Source organism: Olleya sp. HaHaR_3_96, assembly GCF_019278545.1.
Lineage (GTDB): Bacteria > Bacteroidota > Bacteroidia > Flavobacteriales > Flavobacteriaceae > Olleya.
Genome location: NZ_CP058987.1, coordinates 967,966 through 986,638, shown reverse-complemented (window position 1 = coordinate 986,638; position 18,673 = coordinate 967,966). Strand labels below are relative to the sequence as shown.

Below are 18,673 nucleotides of genomic sequence, written 5' to 3'. Positions count from 1 at the left end.
CCCAAAGCAATGAATATTACAAAAAAAACAATCACACTTGCCATAATTATAGGGTTTACCTACTGCTTAAAAGCACAGCAAACCCCTACATTTTCGGAGTATAATTATAACCCTTTTATTATTAACCCAGCATACGCTGGGTTAACAGAAAACACAGAATTCACATTGAGTAATACCGGCTTTTTCAATCAATTTGAAGGTAGCCCGAAGAGTTTTTCATTTAGCGGACACGGTTCGCTAAATAGAAACAAAATAGGAATTGGTGCTGGTATCACACGCGATCAAATAGGCGTGACTACCTCTACCTCTTTTTTCGCTGCCTATTCTTATAAAATATTTTTCGATTTTAAAAGCAATAGACCGTATTGGCAATTGTATGATGCAGGGGTTTTATCTTTTGGTATCACCGCTGGATTACAGCAGTATCAAAGTAACTTAACTGAATTAGGAATCTTAGACGATCCTAAATTCTCACAAGATATAAACGCAACAATACCAACGATAGGTTTTAGTTTTCTATTTAATCACGCGTCATTTTATGTCGGGTTCTCTACACCAAATGTTATGGGAGACAGTCTAGCATCGGATAGTAATTTAGTATTAAACAGTCCGTATTACGGTTATTTTGGATACCGTATTTATAATAATCGTTTTGAAGACTTTATGATAAAGCCAAACATCTTACTAAAACACGAAGATGGTGCACCACTACAAGCCGATTTTAATGTTTCGCTTAGTTTTAAAAACAAGCTAGAAATAGGAACAGGGTACAGAACTAGCAATTCTATAAACTTTTTAGCAGGCGTCTATCTGTTTAATAACTTACGTGCGATATACACTTACAATCTAGCGAGTAAAAACACAACTTTTGGAAATACACATGGTATTATATTAAGTCTTCAACTTGGCGATGGCTACAGTAAAGATTAATCCTAGCGTCGTAATAAAAGACGACGATAGATAGGTCATTTGTTATCGAATGACCTCACATAAAAAAAACACAAATTCTAGTTTGTGTTTTTTTTATACCCTTATGTTACTAATATGAACAGTACACAAATAAGATCATTATTAAATTCTACCACCTTCGCTTAACCATTTGATTTTTAATAAATACACGTAATTCTACGTATTGCAAGACTCCAATGTTAATTGTAATTTCGTGCTATTGCAAAAAACTAAAAGTATTTATATCATCGTTTATTCGTGCGGTATCAGGAACTTTCGTGATTATATAACGAGTTGTAGGTCATTAGAAAAAGTAAAACAGCATATAAAAGATGGAATTGAGGAAAATATACATCTTGATTACAAAGGAGCTGGCTCTATCACCAAGTCAGGCGAAAAAAAGAAAGAGATTTCTAAAGCAAAGCATAAAAGACGCATAAGTCTGACTAACCACAATACCAATTTGTCAAAACAATTGAAAACAACTTTCAATACATATAAAACACCTTAGTACACAGCACTATTTATTTATGAAGAATTTTACTAATATATTACCCCTAATCGTACTAGGCGTAATTTTAATATCCTTAATAGACTATTGCGGTTTTATTGTTGGAAGCATCTTAACTATTTTAATTATTCTAATGTATATTCTTACTATAGTTATAATTAAATCTGAAAAATTAAAAAAAATACGGAATCAACTACCCTACACTAAAATAAGCTTACTTAAAGAAGGTTTGGTAAAAATTAAAGGTACAGCAGTATATGTAGACCCCTTATATTCAAAATTAAAAGAAAAAAAATGCATCGGTTATCACCTTAAAACAGAAACTTTTAAACGCAAGTCAAAAAATTTTAGAGGAAGATACTCAACTGATTCTAATCAATTTATTTGTCAGCCTTTTTTATTAAAAGATGACACTGGCGAAGTCACAATTTCTGTAGAAGACATTACAGTATTTGCGTTATCAAAACCTAAAGTAAAATTCAAAGACGGCAAAAAATATACTGAAGAACTATTCAAAAACAATACTGAGGTTGAAATTATTGGTCATTTTTCAGAAAACACAATTATCAAAGCTATTGAAAAAAATATTTTCATTGTTAGTAAACTTAAACAATAGTTTATTACTACCGAAAACACAGCGTTTACCACAATATAACAAACAGAGACCACCAGTTAGCTATTTAACTTGGCACAGCTTTTGAAATACCCCTGCAAACTAAAAACATATCAATTATGAAAAAATTACTATTACTCTCAGTTATTACTGTTTTAGGATTAGCGCATTCAGCAAAAGCACAACATGCAGGTTATGGAATAAAAACAGGACTTAACGTCACCAATTTTACAGGCGGTGATGCCGACAGAAATAATCTTTTTAATTTTCATGTTGGTGGATTTGCCGAGTTTGAACTGAACGAAACAATTTCAATTCAGCCAGAATTATTATATTCTAGACAAGGCTCTGAGGCTGGAAATGTAATAAAAGTCAAAGTCGATTACTTAGCAATTCCAATACTGGCAAAATATTACTTATCTGAAAAATTTAGTGTAGATGCTGGACCTCAATTCTCGTTTTTAATTAATGACAAAGCCGAATTTAATGATAGCTCAATTCCTGATGCCAACACCGATGCATCAAGCTTTGATTTTGGATTTAATGTAGGTTTTGGATACGCGATCACCACAAATCTATTAGCACAAGTCCGTTATAATTATGGTATCACAACTGTCGCAGAAAACCCAGACATTAAAAACAGCGTCTTTCAAGTGTCATTAGGTTATAAATTATAATACGTTTTTCAACCTAAAAAAAGTGTTCAAGATTAAAATTAAAAGCATTAAACCTATTACATTATAACGACTAATGTGACTTAAGTCACACGACACCGCAACAAAAGACTACTAATTACAGGTAAGATTGGGAGCTGCCTTGACACATTCAAAGTAGCTCCCAATCGTCGTTTAAAGGCTATGGCATGCTATTTTAAAACCATTAGCTTCTACCCACAAAACACCAAGTCAAAATAATGCTTCACATTAAAAATAGTGATAAAAAAACTAATGTTTCACACCTATCATTAGTTTTAAAACCGACACTAAGCCTAAGTTAAACCTACGATTTAACAAGTGTAACGTTTATCAAAAGCTTACACCAAAGCTACATTCTAAGACGTAGCTTTTCAATATTTCACTGAATACAGGGTGTTTTATACTTATGAATACTAATAATTTTGCTCCCCCATTATACTAGACTACAAACGTCTAAAAAAGGACATTACAATTTATTTTTATTTAAAACCAAAATGCCATTTCTAAGAAAAACAAATATCATGACAAAAACCATTGTTCTATTACTTCTTATCACCTATGCTTGTAAAGAACATAAAAGAGAACAGGTTAAAGCGTTTTATACAGATACTGAAAAACTGAATCTAAAAGGAAGAATAAAAAGCAGAACCGGTTATGTTGTTAAGGATAGTGTCAAAACTATTTCTTTTAATGACAATTTTAATGAGATTGGCTTTTTAATAGAAAGGCACATTTATAATTTTTATGGTAATGTTTGGATTAACGAAACCTATGATTACAAAAACAATACATTAAACAAAATTACCAGCCATTTCCCTAATGATAGCATCTTAAAAATCAGACACTATTTATATAAAGGTAATACCACGGAGATACATCAATTTGAAAACACGATTCCTACTATCTCAGAAATCGAAAAATTTGACGACAATAAAAACAAAATCTACAGTGCCTTAATCACAGAACAAGACACACTGTCTAGCTTTTTTAAATATGACGCTGCCAACAACCTAATTAGCGAAAAAGTGTATTCAAACAATCAAAAACTGGTTCAAGACATCAATCACACCTTTAATAGCGACAATTTAGAAACAAAAACAGAGCAAAACTATAGTAATTATTACGGAGAAAACACCAATTATACTATCTCCTATTTATATGACAGCGCCAATAATAAGACAGAGGTAAAAACATATAAAAACGGCGTGTTGGATACGGAAGAAAAGCGGAACTACATTAATAAAAATAGTGCAGAACACCTGATTTTTAATAAAAGTAGACCAACAAAAGTTGTCAAATACACTTACGATAATAGTGGCAATATAATTAGCGAAATCCACAAGGACTTAACAACAAACCAAATAGACACCACTGTATACCACATCGAATATTACGATTAGGGAATACCCTAACAGAACACACATAAATAAAACAAATTCATACCCTAATCTTGCTACTGAATTAATTACCATTTCTGGGCTTACCAAAACCGTAAACTATCAAATATATAATGTCTTAGGGGCTAAAGTATCCAACGGTTTTACTGCTAATACCAACACCATAAACATTCAAAACTTAACAAATGGTTTATACATGTTAAAGCTTGATAATAAACATACTTTTAAATTTATAAAAAAATAAAGCATTGGAATCGGGCGTAAAACAGATTAAACCTTTAGACGATGTTACGTCACAATGAAAATTTTATTAGGGGTACCATACTAGATCAAAGATTACATTAGGAAAGAACATCTCCCTAATGTTTATGGTTCCCCTTTCTACAAATAAAAGGCATACAGTCAATCATAACAACCTCATAGTATTACAATTAACACGTTAATCTCAAAATAACCACGGAAAACAGTGAGTTTTATCTGTGTTCCATTGGCTACTTTTGATAAATGAAAAATACTATTATACTTTTATGCTGCATGACTATATCCTCCTGTAAAGTACAATCCCAGACAATAATCAACACATTATCGGATGCTTTTGTCACAGTTAAAACCAACGTCGACACTACAAAACAGGGCACTTCTGTACATATAGACACTACTGTTTTATCAAATCGCAATTACACGATAACACATTTTAAATATATCAGTTCAGGGAAAATAATTAATTTTAAGCACACCGATAGTAGTGCAATACAATGGTCGACGATTGTTACAGAACACATTGGCTTACCTCCAACATTACTAAAATATACTGTCAGTAAAATCGATAATACTATAGTGTTTAAAAAAGACAATGTGGTACTACAACACACCGATCCAGAATATGCATCCATTACAAACACTTTTATTGTTGATGCTCTAGCTTTAAAAGCTCATCAAAAACAAATCACCAAACAACTTAAAAACGGAAAGTTAATCACAATAAACCTTGGGCAAACAGTAACCCTAGATAATAAAACAGCACTAACGCTAACGGAGTTTGTAACCAAACGTGTGTATCAAGAACAACCGTCCTATGCCAGAGCAGACTTACAACTTGTTACGGATAACACAACTACAGCCTTCCGTTTTATTAAGCGCTTCCTCCAAGATGTAACTTACCCGCAAGACACGGTTATACCAGAATACCTAACAGGATACACGTTTAGATTAATAACGTTTAAATTTGATGAAAGCGTTACAATTTTAGTTTCTAAATACCATATAGATTAAGCCTTAAAAATAACAGCGTAAATGAAACACTTATTATCCTGTATCCTAATCCTTAATCTAACAGTAAGTTATAGTCAAACAGATATAAATCCCATTACATACTCAAAACAAGAACTCTCTTTTTTACTAGATAGTATTGGTCATATAGACTCCAATCGTTGGACTAAAAAAATGAGCAACCTGGTTGATTCGACATTAAATAACCAAACAAAATTACATCACACATTAAACGGATTAGACTTTGAAACATTAAAAACAGTAGTACAAAATGGCAGTATTGAGATCGCGCTCGCCAAACAGCTTTTTAATGCAACAACTTTTGATAGTAACACAATAAATAACGATCGACTGCCTATTACTTATTATTCCTTTGATAAAAACGAAAAGGATTATAATGAATTTGCAATTATAATCGGAGACTCGCTCCTATGGGATACTACTGTCTATTTTTTTAAATCTAATACGATTATAGCCAAGCACCGTATATTTCATCGTTATGGACTAGAAATCAAACATTTTAAAAGCAAGTATGATAATACCATATTTTATTACACCGTAAATTACCTAAGTGGCTCGGGTATTTGGTGGAATCAATTCAACTTTTACAGTTACAACAAAGACCACATCCGTCCTGTATTAACAGAAATTAACAACAGTAATCTTCAAGCCCCTTGGGGATCCCGGTCTTATAAGATTGAAGCTACAATTACAAACACGAATCCTTTAGTGTTTCAATTTAAATATGAAAACCAATTAACAGACACCACAAACAATACAGTAGCGTTTAATAATGACGTCACCAAAGTCACTTACCAATATAATACGACGGACAAAAAATATGTTCCTAATTTTACAAATACAACACTAAATCGCCCCAAATTATTATCTTATTTTATAACTGATAATGACCTCCTGTTTGTTAATAGTAACTACCAATTATTCCGAAAACAGTTAAACAGTAAAAACAAATTAAAACAAGACGCTGCTTTAAATTTTCTAAATGCCTTAAAAAACAGACTTAATACGCATTAAAAGCAAAAATCCTATCATTATCAATAACAACAGCAATCAGCACCTTTTTTCACTGAATATAGCCTACTAAAAACAAGATTACTTCATTATTTTTGTGCCATCCTTTAATCTAAATAAAATTAATGCACACTATTAAAATAAGCATCACAGTAAATGGCACCGATGCCCCAGCAAAAGAGACGATATTAAATAAAAGCTCAAACACTGCTTTTTTAGAAGCACCAGATACACAGTCTATACTCTCTACACTTATCACCACTGTTACCGCTGTCAAAAAGGAACAAAAAGTCTACGAGTTTAATTATACCATAATACATCTAGATGCCAACCAAAACATTATAAATACAATTGATTGTTACGATTTTTTTGACGAAGTAATCAAACACGACGGATTAGCATCACAAATAATAGCATACACCAAGGCAACAGATCACGGAGAATATGATAGTCGAATTTGGTTGGATGATGAAACACCTGCAGGCACATGTGCTATTTTGGCATTGGTTACTAAAGACATTAAATGGATCCCAGAATACATTACGTTTTTAAGAACCTGTGACTTAGACCATGAAGTCGATCAGTCGGGAGATATTAGCACTATTATAGAGCAATATGGTTGGTGCGAAGCGACATTAAGCTTAGCAATTTCTAGACTGTTTAGTTGTCATGGGCAACACGGTACTGAAGATATTGAACAACTGCTTGACAACGGATTATCCAATTTTGTCCAAGAAAACAATCAATTATTCGCGCAAAAACTAAAAGAAGAAATACAGTACACCTCAAAGGCTTTATCGGTTGCAAATCAATCTAAAAAAAGTTATATCGATGCGATTTTTAAGGACGACATCGCGCTTTTCTTAGACTATCTTCAAGACAAAACCATTACTAGTATTACAAACGACTTGACCAACATCTGGGAGACCATCAATAATAACTAAACCGTATTTATCATTGGGTTTTATGGCGAGTAAGAAATAACACTTAGATCAACATTGTAATTAAATAAAAAAACACAAACTTAGGTTTGTGTTTTTTTTATGCACTTTTTCTACTAAACGGAATTTCCGTTATATAATCTACAACGACAAACTTCACCCTTTAATAACTAGTCATTGCTAAAACAAATCGTTTTACGCATTATAATTACTAGTGTGGCCATCGTTCCGAATTAACAAACCTTGACATTGCCTTTACATAATAGCACAGACAACTCTGTAGACACTAATCTAAAAGAAGTATAAAATACCAATGCAGATGATAATAAAATTATAGTAGATACAATTACAGGGTGCAACCACATAACAGCCAACATATTAAATCGTATATCACTCTAAATCAATAGGTAAAACCTTTTTTTGAAATATTCAGATAATCCAAAACAATAGTTAGAAGCGTATAACCCTTAAATATTATCCTTAAACCAATTAACAAAATTATGAAAAAAAAACAGCCCCTTTTTAGAAAATTAATGTACCTACCTTTGCTTCTAGCGCTATTCTCTTTAAATGTTATAGCACAATCTCCAGTAGAGAGGCATGGTCGATTACAAGTTAACGGAAATCGTATCCTAAATGCTTCTGGAGAAATTACAAGTCTCGCAGGAAACAGTCTCTTTTGGAGTAATGCCGGAGATACCTCCGACTATTATAATGCAGAAACCATAGATTTTCTTGTGGAAAACTGGAATAGCTCTCTTATTAGAATAGCCATGGGCGTAAAAGAAAACTGGGATGGCGGAACAGGCTATATTGATAGTCCTCAGGCACAAGAAACTAAAATCAGAAAAGTTATTGACGCCGCTATTGCTAATGGTATATATGTCATAATAGATTGGCATACTCACGAAGCAGAGTTATACACCGATGAAGCTGTTGCCTTTTTTACTAGAATGGCAGACCTTTATGGAGATACACCTAATGTGATGTACGAAATTTATAACGAACCTATAAATCAAAGTTGGCCTGTCATTAAAAATTATGCCGAGCAAGTAATTGCAGGAATTCGTTCCAAAGATCCTGATAATTTAATAATTGTAGGGACTAGTAATTACTCTCAAGAAGTTGATGTCGCTTCTGCAAATCCAATCATTGATAATAACGTCGCGTATACGTTACATTTTTACGCTGCTTATACACCACATGATAACTTAAGAAATGTAGCACAGACTGCTTTAGATAATAATGTTGCTTTATTTGTTACCGAGTGGGGAACTATTTTAAACACTGGACAAGGAGCTCCGGACCTTGAAAATACTAACACATGGATGTCTTTTTTAAAAGAAAGAGGGATCAGTCATGCTAACTGGTCTTTAAGTGACAAAGCATTTCCAGAAACAGGATCGGTTGTTCAAGCAGGTCAAGGTATATCGGGTTTACTTAACGATCAGCTCACTACTTCAGGACAGATTGTAAAAAATATTATCCAAAACTGGGACACACCGACCACTACAGGTCCTACAACATCACAATGTAACACCATAGAATGTATTAGAAATGCAATGGAAACAGCACAAGCTGGAGATGAAATTATAATTGCTTCTGGAACTTACAATTTTGAAGACAAGATAAATGGTGCTTTTAATCATAATGTTTACCTCTATGGTAGTGCTAACGGAAACAGTGCAAACCCTATTATTCTAAGAGGAGCTAGCGCTGCAAATCCTCCTGTATTTAAGGGATTAGATTACACCGATGGCTACCTTTTAAGTATTGAAGGTGATTATTGGGCCATTAAAGACATAGCGTTTACAACAGGCTCTAAAGGTATTGTACTTGATAATTCTAATCATAGCACATTACAAAACTTGGTTGTGCATGATATTGGAGAAGAAGCAATACACTTACGTGATGGTTCTAGTAATAATATAGTGACTAGTTGTAATATATACAACACTGGTAGAACTCAACCTGGTTTTGGTGAAGGTTTGTATGTAGGGTCGGATAAAGCACAACACGATACTTACCAAAGCGCTTGTAACGATAATACTATTGAAAACTGTGTCATAGGACCTAATGTAACTGCGGAAGGCGTAGACATTAAAGAAGGCACAATGAATACCATTATAAGAAATTGCATCTTCTCTGCTGAAGGGATATCAGGAATAACAGGAATAAATAGTGCGGATGCCTTTATTGATTTAAAAGGAGCCTATGGCTTTGTATACGGAAATACCTTTAATGTTGATGGTTCTAGTGTAATAAATACTGGAATAGATTTTTTAGACAGAGGTACTGGTTTTAATACAGGTTACAGAAATGCGATATTCAACAATACATTTAATCTTGGTAATAGAGCTTCAGAAATTTCAACCGCTCGTAAAACGCAAGGATCTCCAGAACAAACACATGTTTGGGATAATATTAGAAACCCTAGTTCTCTAGATTTCCCAATAAGTGATGGTACAGAAAATGTTGTTACTCCATCTTGTCCCGTATGGAATATAGAACCCTGTATACCTGTTGATGGCACCAATGAAGCACCAACGTTAAACTTTCGATCTCCTGTTAATGACATCACCTTAATAGAAGGTTATAATTTACAAATTGAAGTTATAGCCAATGATACTGATGGCACTATCGACAATGTAAAACTATTTGTAGATAACAATTTAGTTAGGCAAATAAATACTACTACATATAAATGGGGACATTCTGAATCTCCAAACACAGAAGAACTTAATGGTCTTTTAGAAGGCACTTATATTTTTAAAGCTGTCGCAACAGATAATGAGGGGGCTTCAAGTGAAACGCAATTTACGTTAACCGTAATAGCGGAACAAAACCCGTCTCAATCTTGTAATTTTAATACTCCTTCGCAAAATGGTTTAGAAAATTTTAACGCTAAACAATTTTCTAACGTTTATGTGTTAGGGACTGGCGGACCTTCGTTAACCAATTTAAGAACATTTACTATCAATTGGATATCAGAATACAACGGGTTATATCAATTTTCAATACTCACAGATAATGGTATTCCAGATTATTACATAAATTTAAAACCTAAGATTACCTTCCAGTTTCAAAATGCAAATCCTGAGCTGTCTATTAGTAATAGTTTAATTCCCAATTTAGATGGCGACTACTGGGTAACATCAGATAATGGTAATTTTGTTATGGTATCCAAAACTAACAGTTTTACGTTATACTTTAGTAACGATACCACTGCTCCTGCTTGTAATATACTGCGCAGCAGTCAACGTAATGAGACCATTAAAATTAATGACGATTCGAGTACTAATCTTAAACTTTTTCCTAATCCTGCAGTAGACGGCCATATTTTTATAAGTGCTAAAAATGAAAACCTTGTATCAGTTAAGGTTTATGATTTACAAGGCAAACTATTACTCGATCAAAAAGAGGATAGTACATTGTTAAAATTAAATATATCTAAAATCACGTCAGGAACCTATGTTATAATAATTACAGGTACAAAATCTAAAAAACAGGCCCTATTTGTGAAAAAATAGTATTCATAAAACACTATTAACAATAGACTAAAATTTAAAACGCTTAAAGCGGAATACCTATTCTTTGGTATTCCGCTTTTTTTGATTAATTACATACTATACTTATGACTTAAAAGCTTTAAAACAGTTCAAATAATCTAGACTAAGAACAACTTACTAGAAGCTAAAAATTAAGTAAATGTATTTTCAATAACACAAAAAAAGAAAAACAAAACGCTATGACATCTAAATTTTAGATTACTAAACGACAGGTAACAATTTTGAAAATAAAAGCATACTGATTTAATACCGAACACAGGCTTAAGTTTGTGTATTGTAAACCCGTATTTTAAAAAGACATTTTCCAAATAAATGTTTTCAATAAAAAAGAAATTTCAGGTATTGCATGTTCGCATTGTTAATTGTAGATTCGTGTGATTGATTTTAAAATGGAGCACTTAACGTTGTTTAATTACTAAATATAGATAACTTTAGAAACGATACAATGTGACTAAAAACAATGCGCCAATTGCGTATACCAATGTTTTTATGCAAAACATAAATACAGGAAACACAACGTTTGTAGAAACAACCAATACTGATGGTACATCTATCATACCGTTAAAAGACAATGACACTCAAAATGAATATAAGTTCTCTAGGTTTTGAGACTTGAACTAAATTAATAAGTTAAGAAACACCAATCATAACTAAAAATAAGATAAAATTATTTTTAATGTACAAAACAACCTTAAATGAAATACACACTAAACATAGTCCTTCTGATTGTAATGGTCATCTCATGCAAAAACCAATCTAATTCTAAATTAAACCAACCAAAAGTAAAAACAGACCTTACTTTAGTTCAAAAAACAGAATTAAAGACAACACCCCAAACGCAATCCATTCCCGAATTATGGCATACAATGGTTTTTGAAAAAAGAGGTTGTTTAGGTAGTGGACAATATTACAAACTACCTAAAAGAAACATCCCTACACTGGTTTTTAGCGAAACAGAATGGGGGAATTTCTCAAATAATGATAAAGGAGAATTGACCGAGTTTCTAATCACCAAATTTTCTGACACGACAACAACAAAAGTCCACACGTGCCCCTTTTTTGCAACAACAAACGGGGAAATGGCCGTGTATGCGCTTCAACACATTCTAAAAAAAAACTGGTATGACTTTTCGGAGTTCAAAAAATATAAAGCCATGGGATACAAAAGCGCAACGGAACAACCACAAATATGGTTACAAAATATATTAAAAAACGAAGCGGACAGAACTATATTAGTAGCATTGTTTAAAAAAGAACTCAAAGAATAAAATTTAGTTACTTAAAACAAGACATAACTATGGGATTTAACTTATCAGGATTAGCAATAAACAAAAATTATGAAAGTGAATTTGAAGATTTACAAAAACAACTAGGTTGGACGCTTGAAAAGCAATCTGAAATAGATTTTGAAACAGCATCTTCAAATTGGACTGATGACGGTATTTGCGATGTTTATTTCTCAGAAAAAGGAACGTTACTATTTCTTAGTATGGATATGTGCACAGCATCCTGGGGGCTAAAAACAAATAACACGTTGACTTTCGCACTTTCTGAAACAGCAATGGCATTTAATATAAAGTATTCCGAGAATAGTGTCGAAAAACGATCCATTATGGAGGTAAATGGAGAAAAAATGGAAGATGAAGGCCAAAAACTTGACGTAGAAGCTAATTCTGAAGATGCTTCCGAAATTATTTGGAATCAATTGGAAGCTGTCCTAGGGAAAAGATTTTGGGACATTGAACCTGATGAAAAAGCAACAAGATATGTTTTTGGTAAAGCAAAAAAGCACGAAGACAGAACGGAACCCCAAGAGATCAAAATTGAGAATCACAAAACAATTGTTATAACACCTAAAAAATGGTGGCAATTTTGGAAATAAAAACGATTACCAACACTTTATATAAATTGATAACATTCAAAAAAAAAGTCAGCATTATAGTAACACTTTCTCTTCTATTTTCCTGCAAACCTGTAGGAAAAACAGAAGTGGAAAACAATTCTGAAACTAACGCAAAACACACGCAAACAGAATTAATAAAACCTGAAGACAATCAAATAGAATGGATTGTTCAACAAATATTGAATCTAACTAAACTACAATGGATTTTTCATCCTGAATTAAAAGAAAAGTTACCAGTAAAACTTATGGAAACAGCGTTAATTAAAAAAAACTTTACGCTTTATAAATTCAAACATAAGGTGCGCATACTATCACCGTCAGAAATAGAAAAGGAAGGCATTAAAGACTTTGTCTTTATTGATATCATAAAAATCAAATCAAAAATGATTGACTTCAAACTACATTATAAAATTGAAGGTATCAGTTGTAGTGGTACGTTTTTAAAAGAAAGAGGGACATGGAAAATCACGGCGTATTCTGTTTTTGAAAACTAAAAACTTGACTAAAACTATTAGTCATTAATCAAATTAAACTTGCCCCAACACTACTTCAAAAGCGTACAATACAAACGGAACTTTATGCCATTAATTACAGTCTTAAACACCGCTACTAACCACAACCTAAACCATACCAATAATTATGAAAAAAATAGCCTACTTGATAACAATTGTTCTTTTATTTAACGCTTGTCAAAAAGAAAAAAGAAGCATCGAAAAAATTGATTTCAATACTAATTATAAATTTTCATCAGATATTGAAAACGGAGCCTCCCTCACTAAAGACTATCAGCAATCAGGCACAGATTTCGCCTTAAAAGGAGATTATAAAAATGCCTTAATACATTGGGATTTGATGGGAGGAAAAGAAAAAAACTTCTCGCAAGAACAAATAGATTCAATACACTCAAAATATAAAATCGTTAAAGCCTCCGATTACATCATTGAAAAAGCAAAGGACAATCAAATAGTCATAATAAACGAAGCACATCACAATTCGTTGCACCGTGTTTTTACAAAAACACTTCTTAAAGACCTGTATCATAATGGGTATACAAATCTAGGTCTAGAAACATTAACAAATAATGATAGTCTAAATGAAGCTCTAAACAATCGAAAATATCCCATTGAAAAAACTGGTTATTATTCAAAAGATCCGCAATTTGGAAACTTAATTAGAACCGCCTTAGATATTGGTTATACTATATTTGCTTATGAGACTACAGGCAACGAAAGTGGAAAACCAAGAGAAATAGATCAAGCCAAAAACATTCAAAAAGTAATAGAATCGAAACCAAACGAAAAGTTTTTAATTCACTGTGGTTATGATCATGTACTTGAGGGAACTCATAGTTACTGGGAAAAAGCAATGGCTGGACGATTGACCGAATACACAGGAATAAATCCCTTAACGATTAATCAAACCTACTACGCCGAAAGAAGTAAACCTGAATTTAATCGCCCATTATATAAAGCTCTAAACATTGAAGAATCTTCTGTACTTATTGACCAAGAGCACAATCCATTAAGATATGAACGGGGAAATGGATGGGCCGATATTGCTATATTTCATCCTAAAACAACCTATATTGACAACAGACCAAATTGGCTTTTTAATAATGAAAACAAACATGTTTCGGTACCACTATTTGATATTGAAATTGACTATCCAATTATGATTTTAGCTTTCAAAAAAGGAGATGATATCCAAACGGCTATTCCTATTGACATCGCAGAAGTGGAAAGCAAAACAAAAAAAAGCACCTTAGCTTTACAAAAAGGGGTACATACTATTGTTGTCACTAATGGCAATCAATCTTTTAAATTTGAACACGACGTAAAATAACTATTATCAATAGCGTATCACAACCTAATCACCATGAATAAGAAATATTATTTCAGTAATAAAAAAATGAAAAGGACCTCATATATTTATTTTGTGTCCTCAATAATGATGTGCATTGGATTTTTTTTAACGTCCTATCTTTTTTTTATCATCATTTTCATCCTTACTTTAATTTTAGGCTTTTATTTCTACAAAAAAAATGAAGAGATTGTTCAATTTGAAATTAAAAATAACCAAATACTTTATCACCAAAGGGTAAATAGTGGTCCCATCAGGTTTAGCGATTATTATAATATTTTCTTGAAAAATGATTTCAAAAAAATGAATATTACTGATCTTAAAAACATTGAAAAAACCACATCTTTTGTTAAAGGCCAAAACTTATACCTCATTGACACCAATCACAATAAAACACATGTGTTACTAGATGAACAAAAAGCTTTAATCGAAAATATTTATTCTGATCTAACAAAAATATTGAGAGAAACACCTCGTAATACAGAAGAAACAAGATCTAAAGAATATCAAACAATTGAAGTTAAAAACAAAGATTACACTAAAAAGATAGTTGTAGAACAAAAACATAATAAAAAAATCACTACAACTTTCACTAAATACAATGACAACCCTAATATTGAGGGTAATGAGTTGTTACTCTTTGAAACCATTATAGCAATCCTTGTTTTAATGAAAAAAATCCAAAATAATCTTGACATTGATCATTTAATTAATGAGTTTGTAAAAACAGAAAGCAAAGATTATAAACCACTATCTGATGTCATTGACTTTATTAATCAAAGCGACATGGAAAAATCTAATATATACATCAACCAAAAATTCCAAGATTGTAAAAAAGAATATACAAGTAAAGCCATTAAATATATATTTACCACTGTTCTTTCTCCTACTAAAACACTTTTTGTATTAAATATTAAAATTGAAACTCTAATCAAGGAATTACTAATTTTAGCCGATTATGGAGAGCTTGGTTTGGATGCTACTATTGCTCAATTCAGAACTTAAAACCTGGTAAACATTTTTTTTACAAATGCTTATCTCCCAAGTAAATGCCCTTTATAAATCTAACACCTCATTATCAAATACCATAAATCAATGAACGAACAACTACTAAAAGACATCAAACATTTTGAATATGTCACTAAAAACAGATACGAAATCATGGAAAACCTTCTTAAAAAAGGGTACTCCGAAAATGAAATAAAAACAGAATTTGACAACTACGCTTTTAAATCAGAATGGCGTGGTACTATTTTGGGAGTTATAATGGTAGCACTTGCCATATTTATAGGATTTAGTATAAAAGGGACTTTTGGCAGTTTTAATTATAGGTTTAGGTCCAGCGGTGATATTTTCAGATTAAACGAGTGGGTATTTAAACCATTTTTGATGATCACCTTGCTTTTTATAGGTACAAATACCATTATCAACAGAGGGTATATCAATAAACATGTAAAAACAATAATAATCATACTTTTCGTGTTATTTTTAATGACCTCCATGACGGCAAATTCACCAGTATCACTTCTGTTTGCTATTATTGGTATTATAACGTTTAGCCTTTACAAAATAGCTTCGGACACTCCTTTTTCAAGTGCACAATTATTAATTAATGCGATAAAAAGCGGTCAAGAAAATCCAAAGTCAATTCTAAAAAAAATCAAAGAAAATGATGTTAAAAGATGGAAAGGCTCTTCTGTTATTATTTTTCTACTTTTAGCATTCTGCCTACTCCTAAACTCACCTATTGATATCACCAGAGAAATCGCCAGTCAAACACAAAACAGCACGTCCTACCGATCTAACATTCAAAACATCGACCATATTCTTCTCTATGGGATAAAAACACTGTTAACCTTAAGCTTTGTGGTAAGTATATTTTTAAGTATAAACCTTAAAAAATTTAAGATTCTATTATTTGCCATTATAATAATTGCTCTAGCTTATACAGTCACTACATTTTTTCATTCAAATCCCCAAGTATCAATATATCCAGCATTAATTATTGTTATCTCAGGAAGCGTTACTGTTATGACCAATACTCTTCTGTCAACAAAGTCTAAAACTAATAACTAGCAAAAATAATAAAGAAAATGGTGCTACGTTTAGAGGTTTGGTCAAATTCCCAAAACACTCTGCTCGTTTAATATCCATTGGAAGTACAGATTTCAAATACAAAAACAAGAGAAAATCTAAAACAACAAAATAGGAATATGAAACAGTAAAAGAAGTAATCTTTGGAGATGAAGCGTTTGCCACTGTATATTACAAATATGTTCCTATTGCAATAAAATAGTAAATTATTTAGAAAATGAATTATACAAATTGAATGATATCATTGAATCAGTTGACGATTATAATTTTTTATGCGAATAGAAAACGGACGACAACACCCGCACAACTAACCGCATGATTCCGACCAAATTACTAACATTCCTGCGGACTATACTATCTGTTATTTATTTACTAATTTAGTTGCTTAACCACACCACTACTGCTTTACAAAAATTTTGTACACTATAAAAATACTATGAAGACAATCTATAGCATCCTTTATTTAATTCCACTTCTTACGTTCAGCCAAATACCTGAAATTACAGGAACTGCAATTCACACTTCAAATTATGCCTTCGTAAGGTCAAAAATTAGGATGCAATCACTATTTATAAAAAACGACTCTACTAATGTCAAATACTATTACAATAGAGCGCTGTTATATAAAGAAATCCAAGATTACAAATCAGCACTTAAAGATTTTAACAAAAGTGCAAAGCTATATCCAAATGAACTCGCCATTTATTATTACCGAGGCGCTACTTATGACCGTTTAGGAGAGTATGATAAAGCTATTTTAGATTTTACTAAAGTTCTAGAACTAAATCCTGAATTTGAATGGGCTTTATTTGACAGGGGAATGATGTATTTTACAACTAAAGCGTATGCAAAAGCAGAGGTTGATTTTAAAAAAGCTTTAGAGTTAAAGCCAAATTGGACGTTACCATTAACAAATTTAGGGAAAGTCTATTTAGAACAAAATAAATTTGATGAAGCTATCGCCCATTTTAAAGTAGCAATTAACAGCGATTCTAAAAATTATCTAGCCTATCAAAACCTTGGTTATACTTATTTTTCTCAAAAAGAATATGATTTAGCTATTGAAAATTATTCCAAAGCAATAGACTTATTCCCAAAATACTATAATGCGATAAGAAGTCGCGCTGATGCCAAAAAAGAAAAAGGAGATCTAGATGGGTTTTGTGAAGATGTAAAACTAGCAGCTAAACTTGGTGATTTAAAGGCCATAAATTATTTAAAAACCAGTAATGATTGTGGAATATAGCAGCCTACAACCCTATTTACTTTAAACACACTGAAAAACGTGATATGGAAATTAAGCCTATTTTAGCACATAGAAAAAACATTTAATAATAGCCCATAGCAAGCTTAGTGTTTAATCAGAAACTCATGACAAACATCTTACATAAAAACGAATTAATCCACCCCATTTTTCTAATGATATTGATTGGACTAGGTGTATTTACTGGATTACCAGACTTTGAATTGTTTGAGTTTTGGAAAACAGATCCTATTCAATTACTACCTTTCCTTTTCCGACTATTGATTTTATATATAATTCTTAATGCTCTAAATACTTCCCAAGTACTAGCTTTAAAAAATGGAGAAATTATAAAAGGAATTTACTGCTTGCCATTTGGGTTTTTAAAAGTCAATGAAAGCATTCCTATTTCTGATATTAAACAAATCCAATTAAAGCAAAATAAAAAACTATATTATGAAATTATTGCTCAAACCAATACTAATAGTTCTTTGGTAATTAAAGCTATAGCTAATAAAATTCCAGCAGAAAAAGAACTGATTCGAATAAAAACTGAGATAAGTGCGTTTGAGAATACAAACTAAGTTAAACGATGCTA

General features: G+C 31.9%; 17 protein-coding genes. All 17 read left to right on the top strand.

The annotated features are described in order from the left end of the window. Positions 1-9 precede the first annotated feature (9 nt). On the top strand, positions 10-930 hold the full coding sequence (locus H0I26_RS04235; protein ID WP_218701153.1) for a PorP/SprF family type IX secretion system membrane protein: 921 nt from the start codon (positions 10-12) through the stop codon (positions 928-930). A 548-nt stretch (positions 931-1,478) separates the two neighbouring features. Then, positions 1,479-2,075 carry a hypothetical protein gene (locus tag H0I26_RS04230; RefSeq protein ID WP_218701152.1) on the top strand — a complete coding sequence of 199 codons (597 nt, stop codon included), beginning with the start codon at positions 1,479-1,481 and terminating at the stop codon, positions 2,073-2,075. 116 nt (positions 2,076-2,191) lie between these two features. Next, positions 2,192-2,749: a porin family protein gene (locus H0I26_RS04225; protein ID WP_218701151.1), complete on the top strand. Its 558-nt coding sequence runs from the start codon at positions 2,192-2,194 to the stop codon at positions 2,747-2,749. Between the two features lie 539 nt (positions 2,750-3,288). After that, a complete protein-coding gene (locus H0I26_RS04220) occupies positions 3,289-4,167 on the top strand; it encodes a hypothetical protein (protein ID WP_218701150.1) in 879 nt (292 codons plus the stop codon). Next, the gene (locus H0I26_RS19895) at positions 4,139-4,408 is read left to right on the top strand and encodes a T9SS type A sorting domain-containing protein (RefSeq protein WP_218702034.1); all 270 of its coding nucleotides are present in this window, start codon (positions 4,139-4,141) and stop codon (positions 4,406-4,408) included. Before H0I26_RS04220 ends, H0I26_RS19895 begins: the two co-directional genes overlap by 29 nt. Before the next feature lie 260 nt (positions 4,409-4,668). Continuing rightward, positions 4,669-5,436, top strand: coding sequence for a hypothetical protein (locus H0I26_RS04210; RefSeq protein ID WP_218701149.1), 768 nt, complete (start codon positions 4,669-4,671; stop codon positions 5,434-5,436). 21 nt (positions 5,437-5,457) lie between these two features. Next, the gene (locus H0I26_RS04205; RefSeq protein ID WP_218701148.1) at positions 5,458-6,468 is read left to right on the top strand and encodes a hypothetical protein; all 1,011 of its coding nucleotides are present in this window, start codon (positions 5,458-5,460) and stop codon (positions 6,466-6,468) included. A gap of 122 nt (positions 6,469-6,590) precedes the next feature. Further along, complete coding sequence (locus H0I26_RS04200) at positions 6,591-7,409, top strand: hypothetical protein (RefSeq protein ID WP_218701147.1); 819 nt, start codon at positions 6,591-6,593, stop codon at positions 7,407-7,409. Between the two features lie 497 nt (positions 7,410-7,906). Further along, positions 7,907-10,936 (top strand): cellulase family glycosylhydrolase, encoded by a 3,030-nt coding sequence (locus H0I26_RS04195; protein ID WP_218701146.1) that lies wholly within the window; start codon positions 7,907-7,909, stop codon positions 10,934-10,936. Positions 10,937-11,670: 734 nt separating this feature from the next. Continuing rightward, positions 11,671-12,243, top strand: a complete 573-nt coding sequence (locus H0I26_RS04190) for a hypothetical protein (protein WP_218701145.1) — start codon at positions 11,671-11,673, stop codon at positions 12,241-12,243. Between the two features lie 29 nt (positions 12,244-12,272). Further along, positions 12,273-12,857: a hypothetical protein gene (locus H0I26_RS04185; RefSeq protein ID WP_218701144.1), complete on the top strand. Its 585-nt coding sequence runs from the start codon at positions 12,273-12,275 to the stop codon at positions 12,855-12,857. Next, entirely contained in the window at positions 12,836-13,372 is a 537-nt protein-coding gene (locus tag H0I26_RS04180; protein WP_218701143.1) for a hypothetical protein, read from the top strand. Before H0I26_RS04185 ends, H0I26_RS04180 begins: the two co-directional genes overlap by 22 nt. A 145-nt stretch (positions 13,373-13,517) precedes the next feature. Continuing rightward, entirely contained in the window at positions 13,518-14,720 is a 1,203-nt protein-coding gene (locus tag H0I26_RS04175) for a hypothetical protein (protein ID WP_218701142.1), read from the top strand. A 321-nt stretch (positions 14,721-15,041) separates the two neighbouring features. Continuing rightward, positions 15,042-15,743: a hypothetical protein gene (locus H0I26_RS04170; protein WP_218701141.1), complete on the top strand. Its 702-nt coding sequence runs from the start codon at positions 15,042-15,044 to the stop codon at positions 15,741-15,743. A gap of 90 nt (positions 15,744-15,833) precedes the next feature. Beyond that, positions 15,834-16,814 (top strand): hypothetical protein, encoded by a 981-nt coding sequence (locus H0I26_RS04165; protein WP_218701140.1) that lies wholly within the window; start codon positions 15,834-15,836, stop codon positions 16,812-16,814. Positions 16,815-17,388: 574 nt separating this feature from the next. Next, entirely contained in the window at positions 17,389-18,078 is a 690-nt protein-coding gene (locus tag H0I26_RS04160; RefSeq protein WP_218701139.1) for a tetratricopeptide repeat protein, read from the top strand. Between the two features lie 125 nt (positions 18,079-18,203). Beyond that, on the top strand, positions 18,204-18,659 hold the full coding sequence (locus H0I26_RS04155) for a hypothetical protein (protein ID WP_218701138.1): 456 nt from the start codon (positions 18,204-18,206) through the stop codon (positions 18,657-18,659). Positions 18,660-18,673 lie beyond the last annotated feature (14 nt).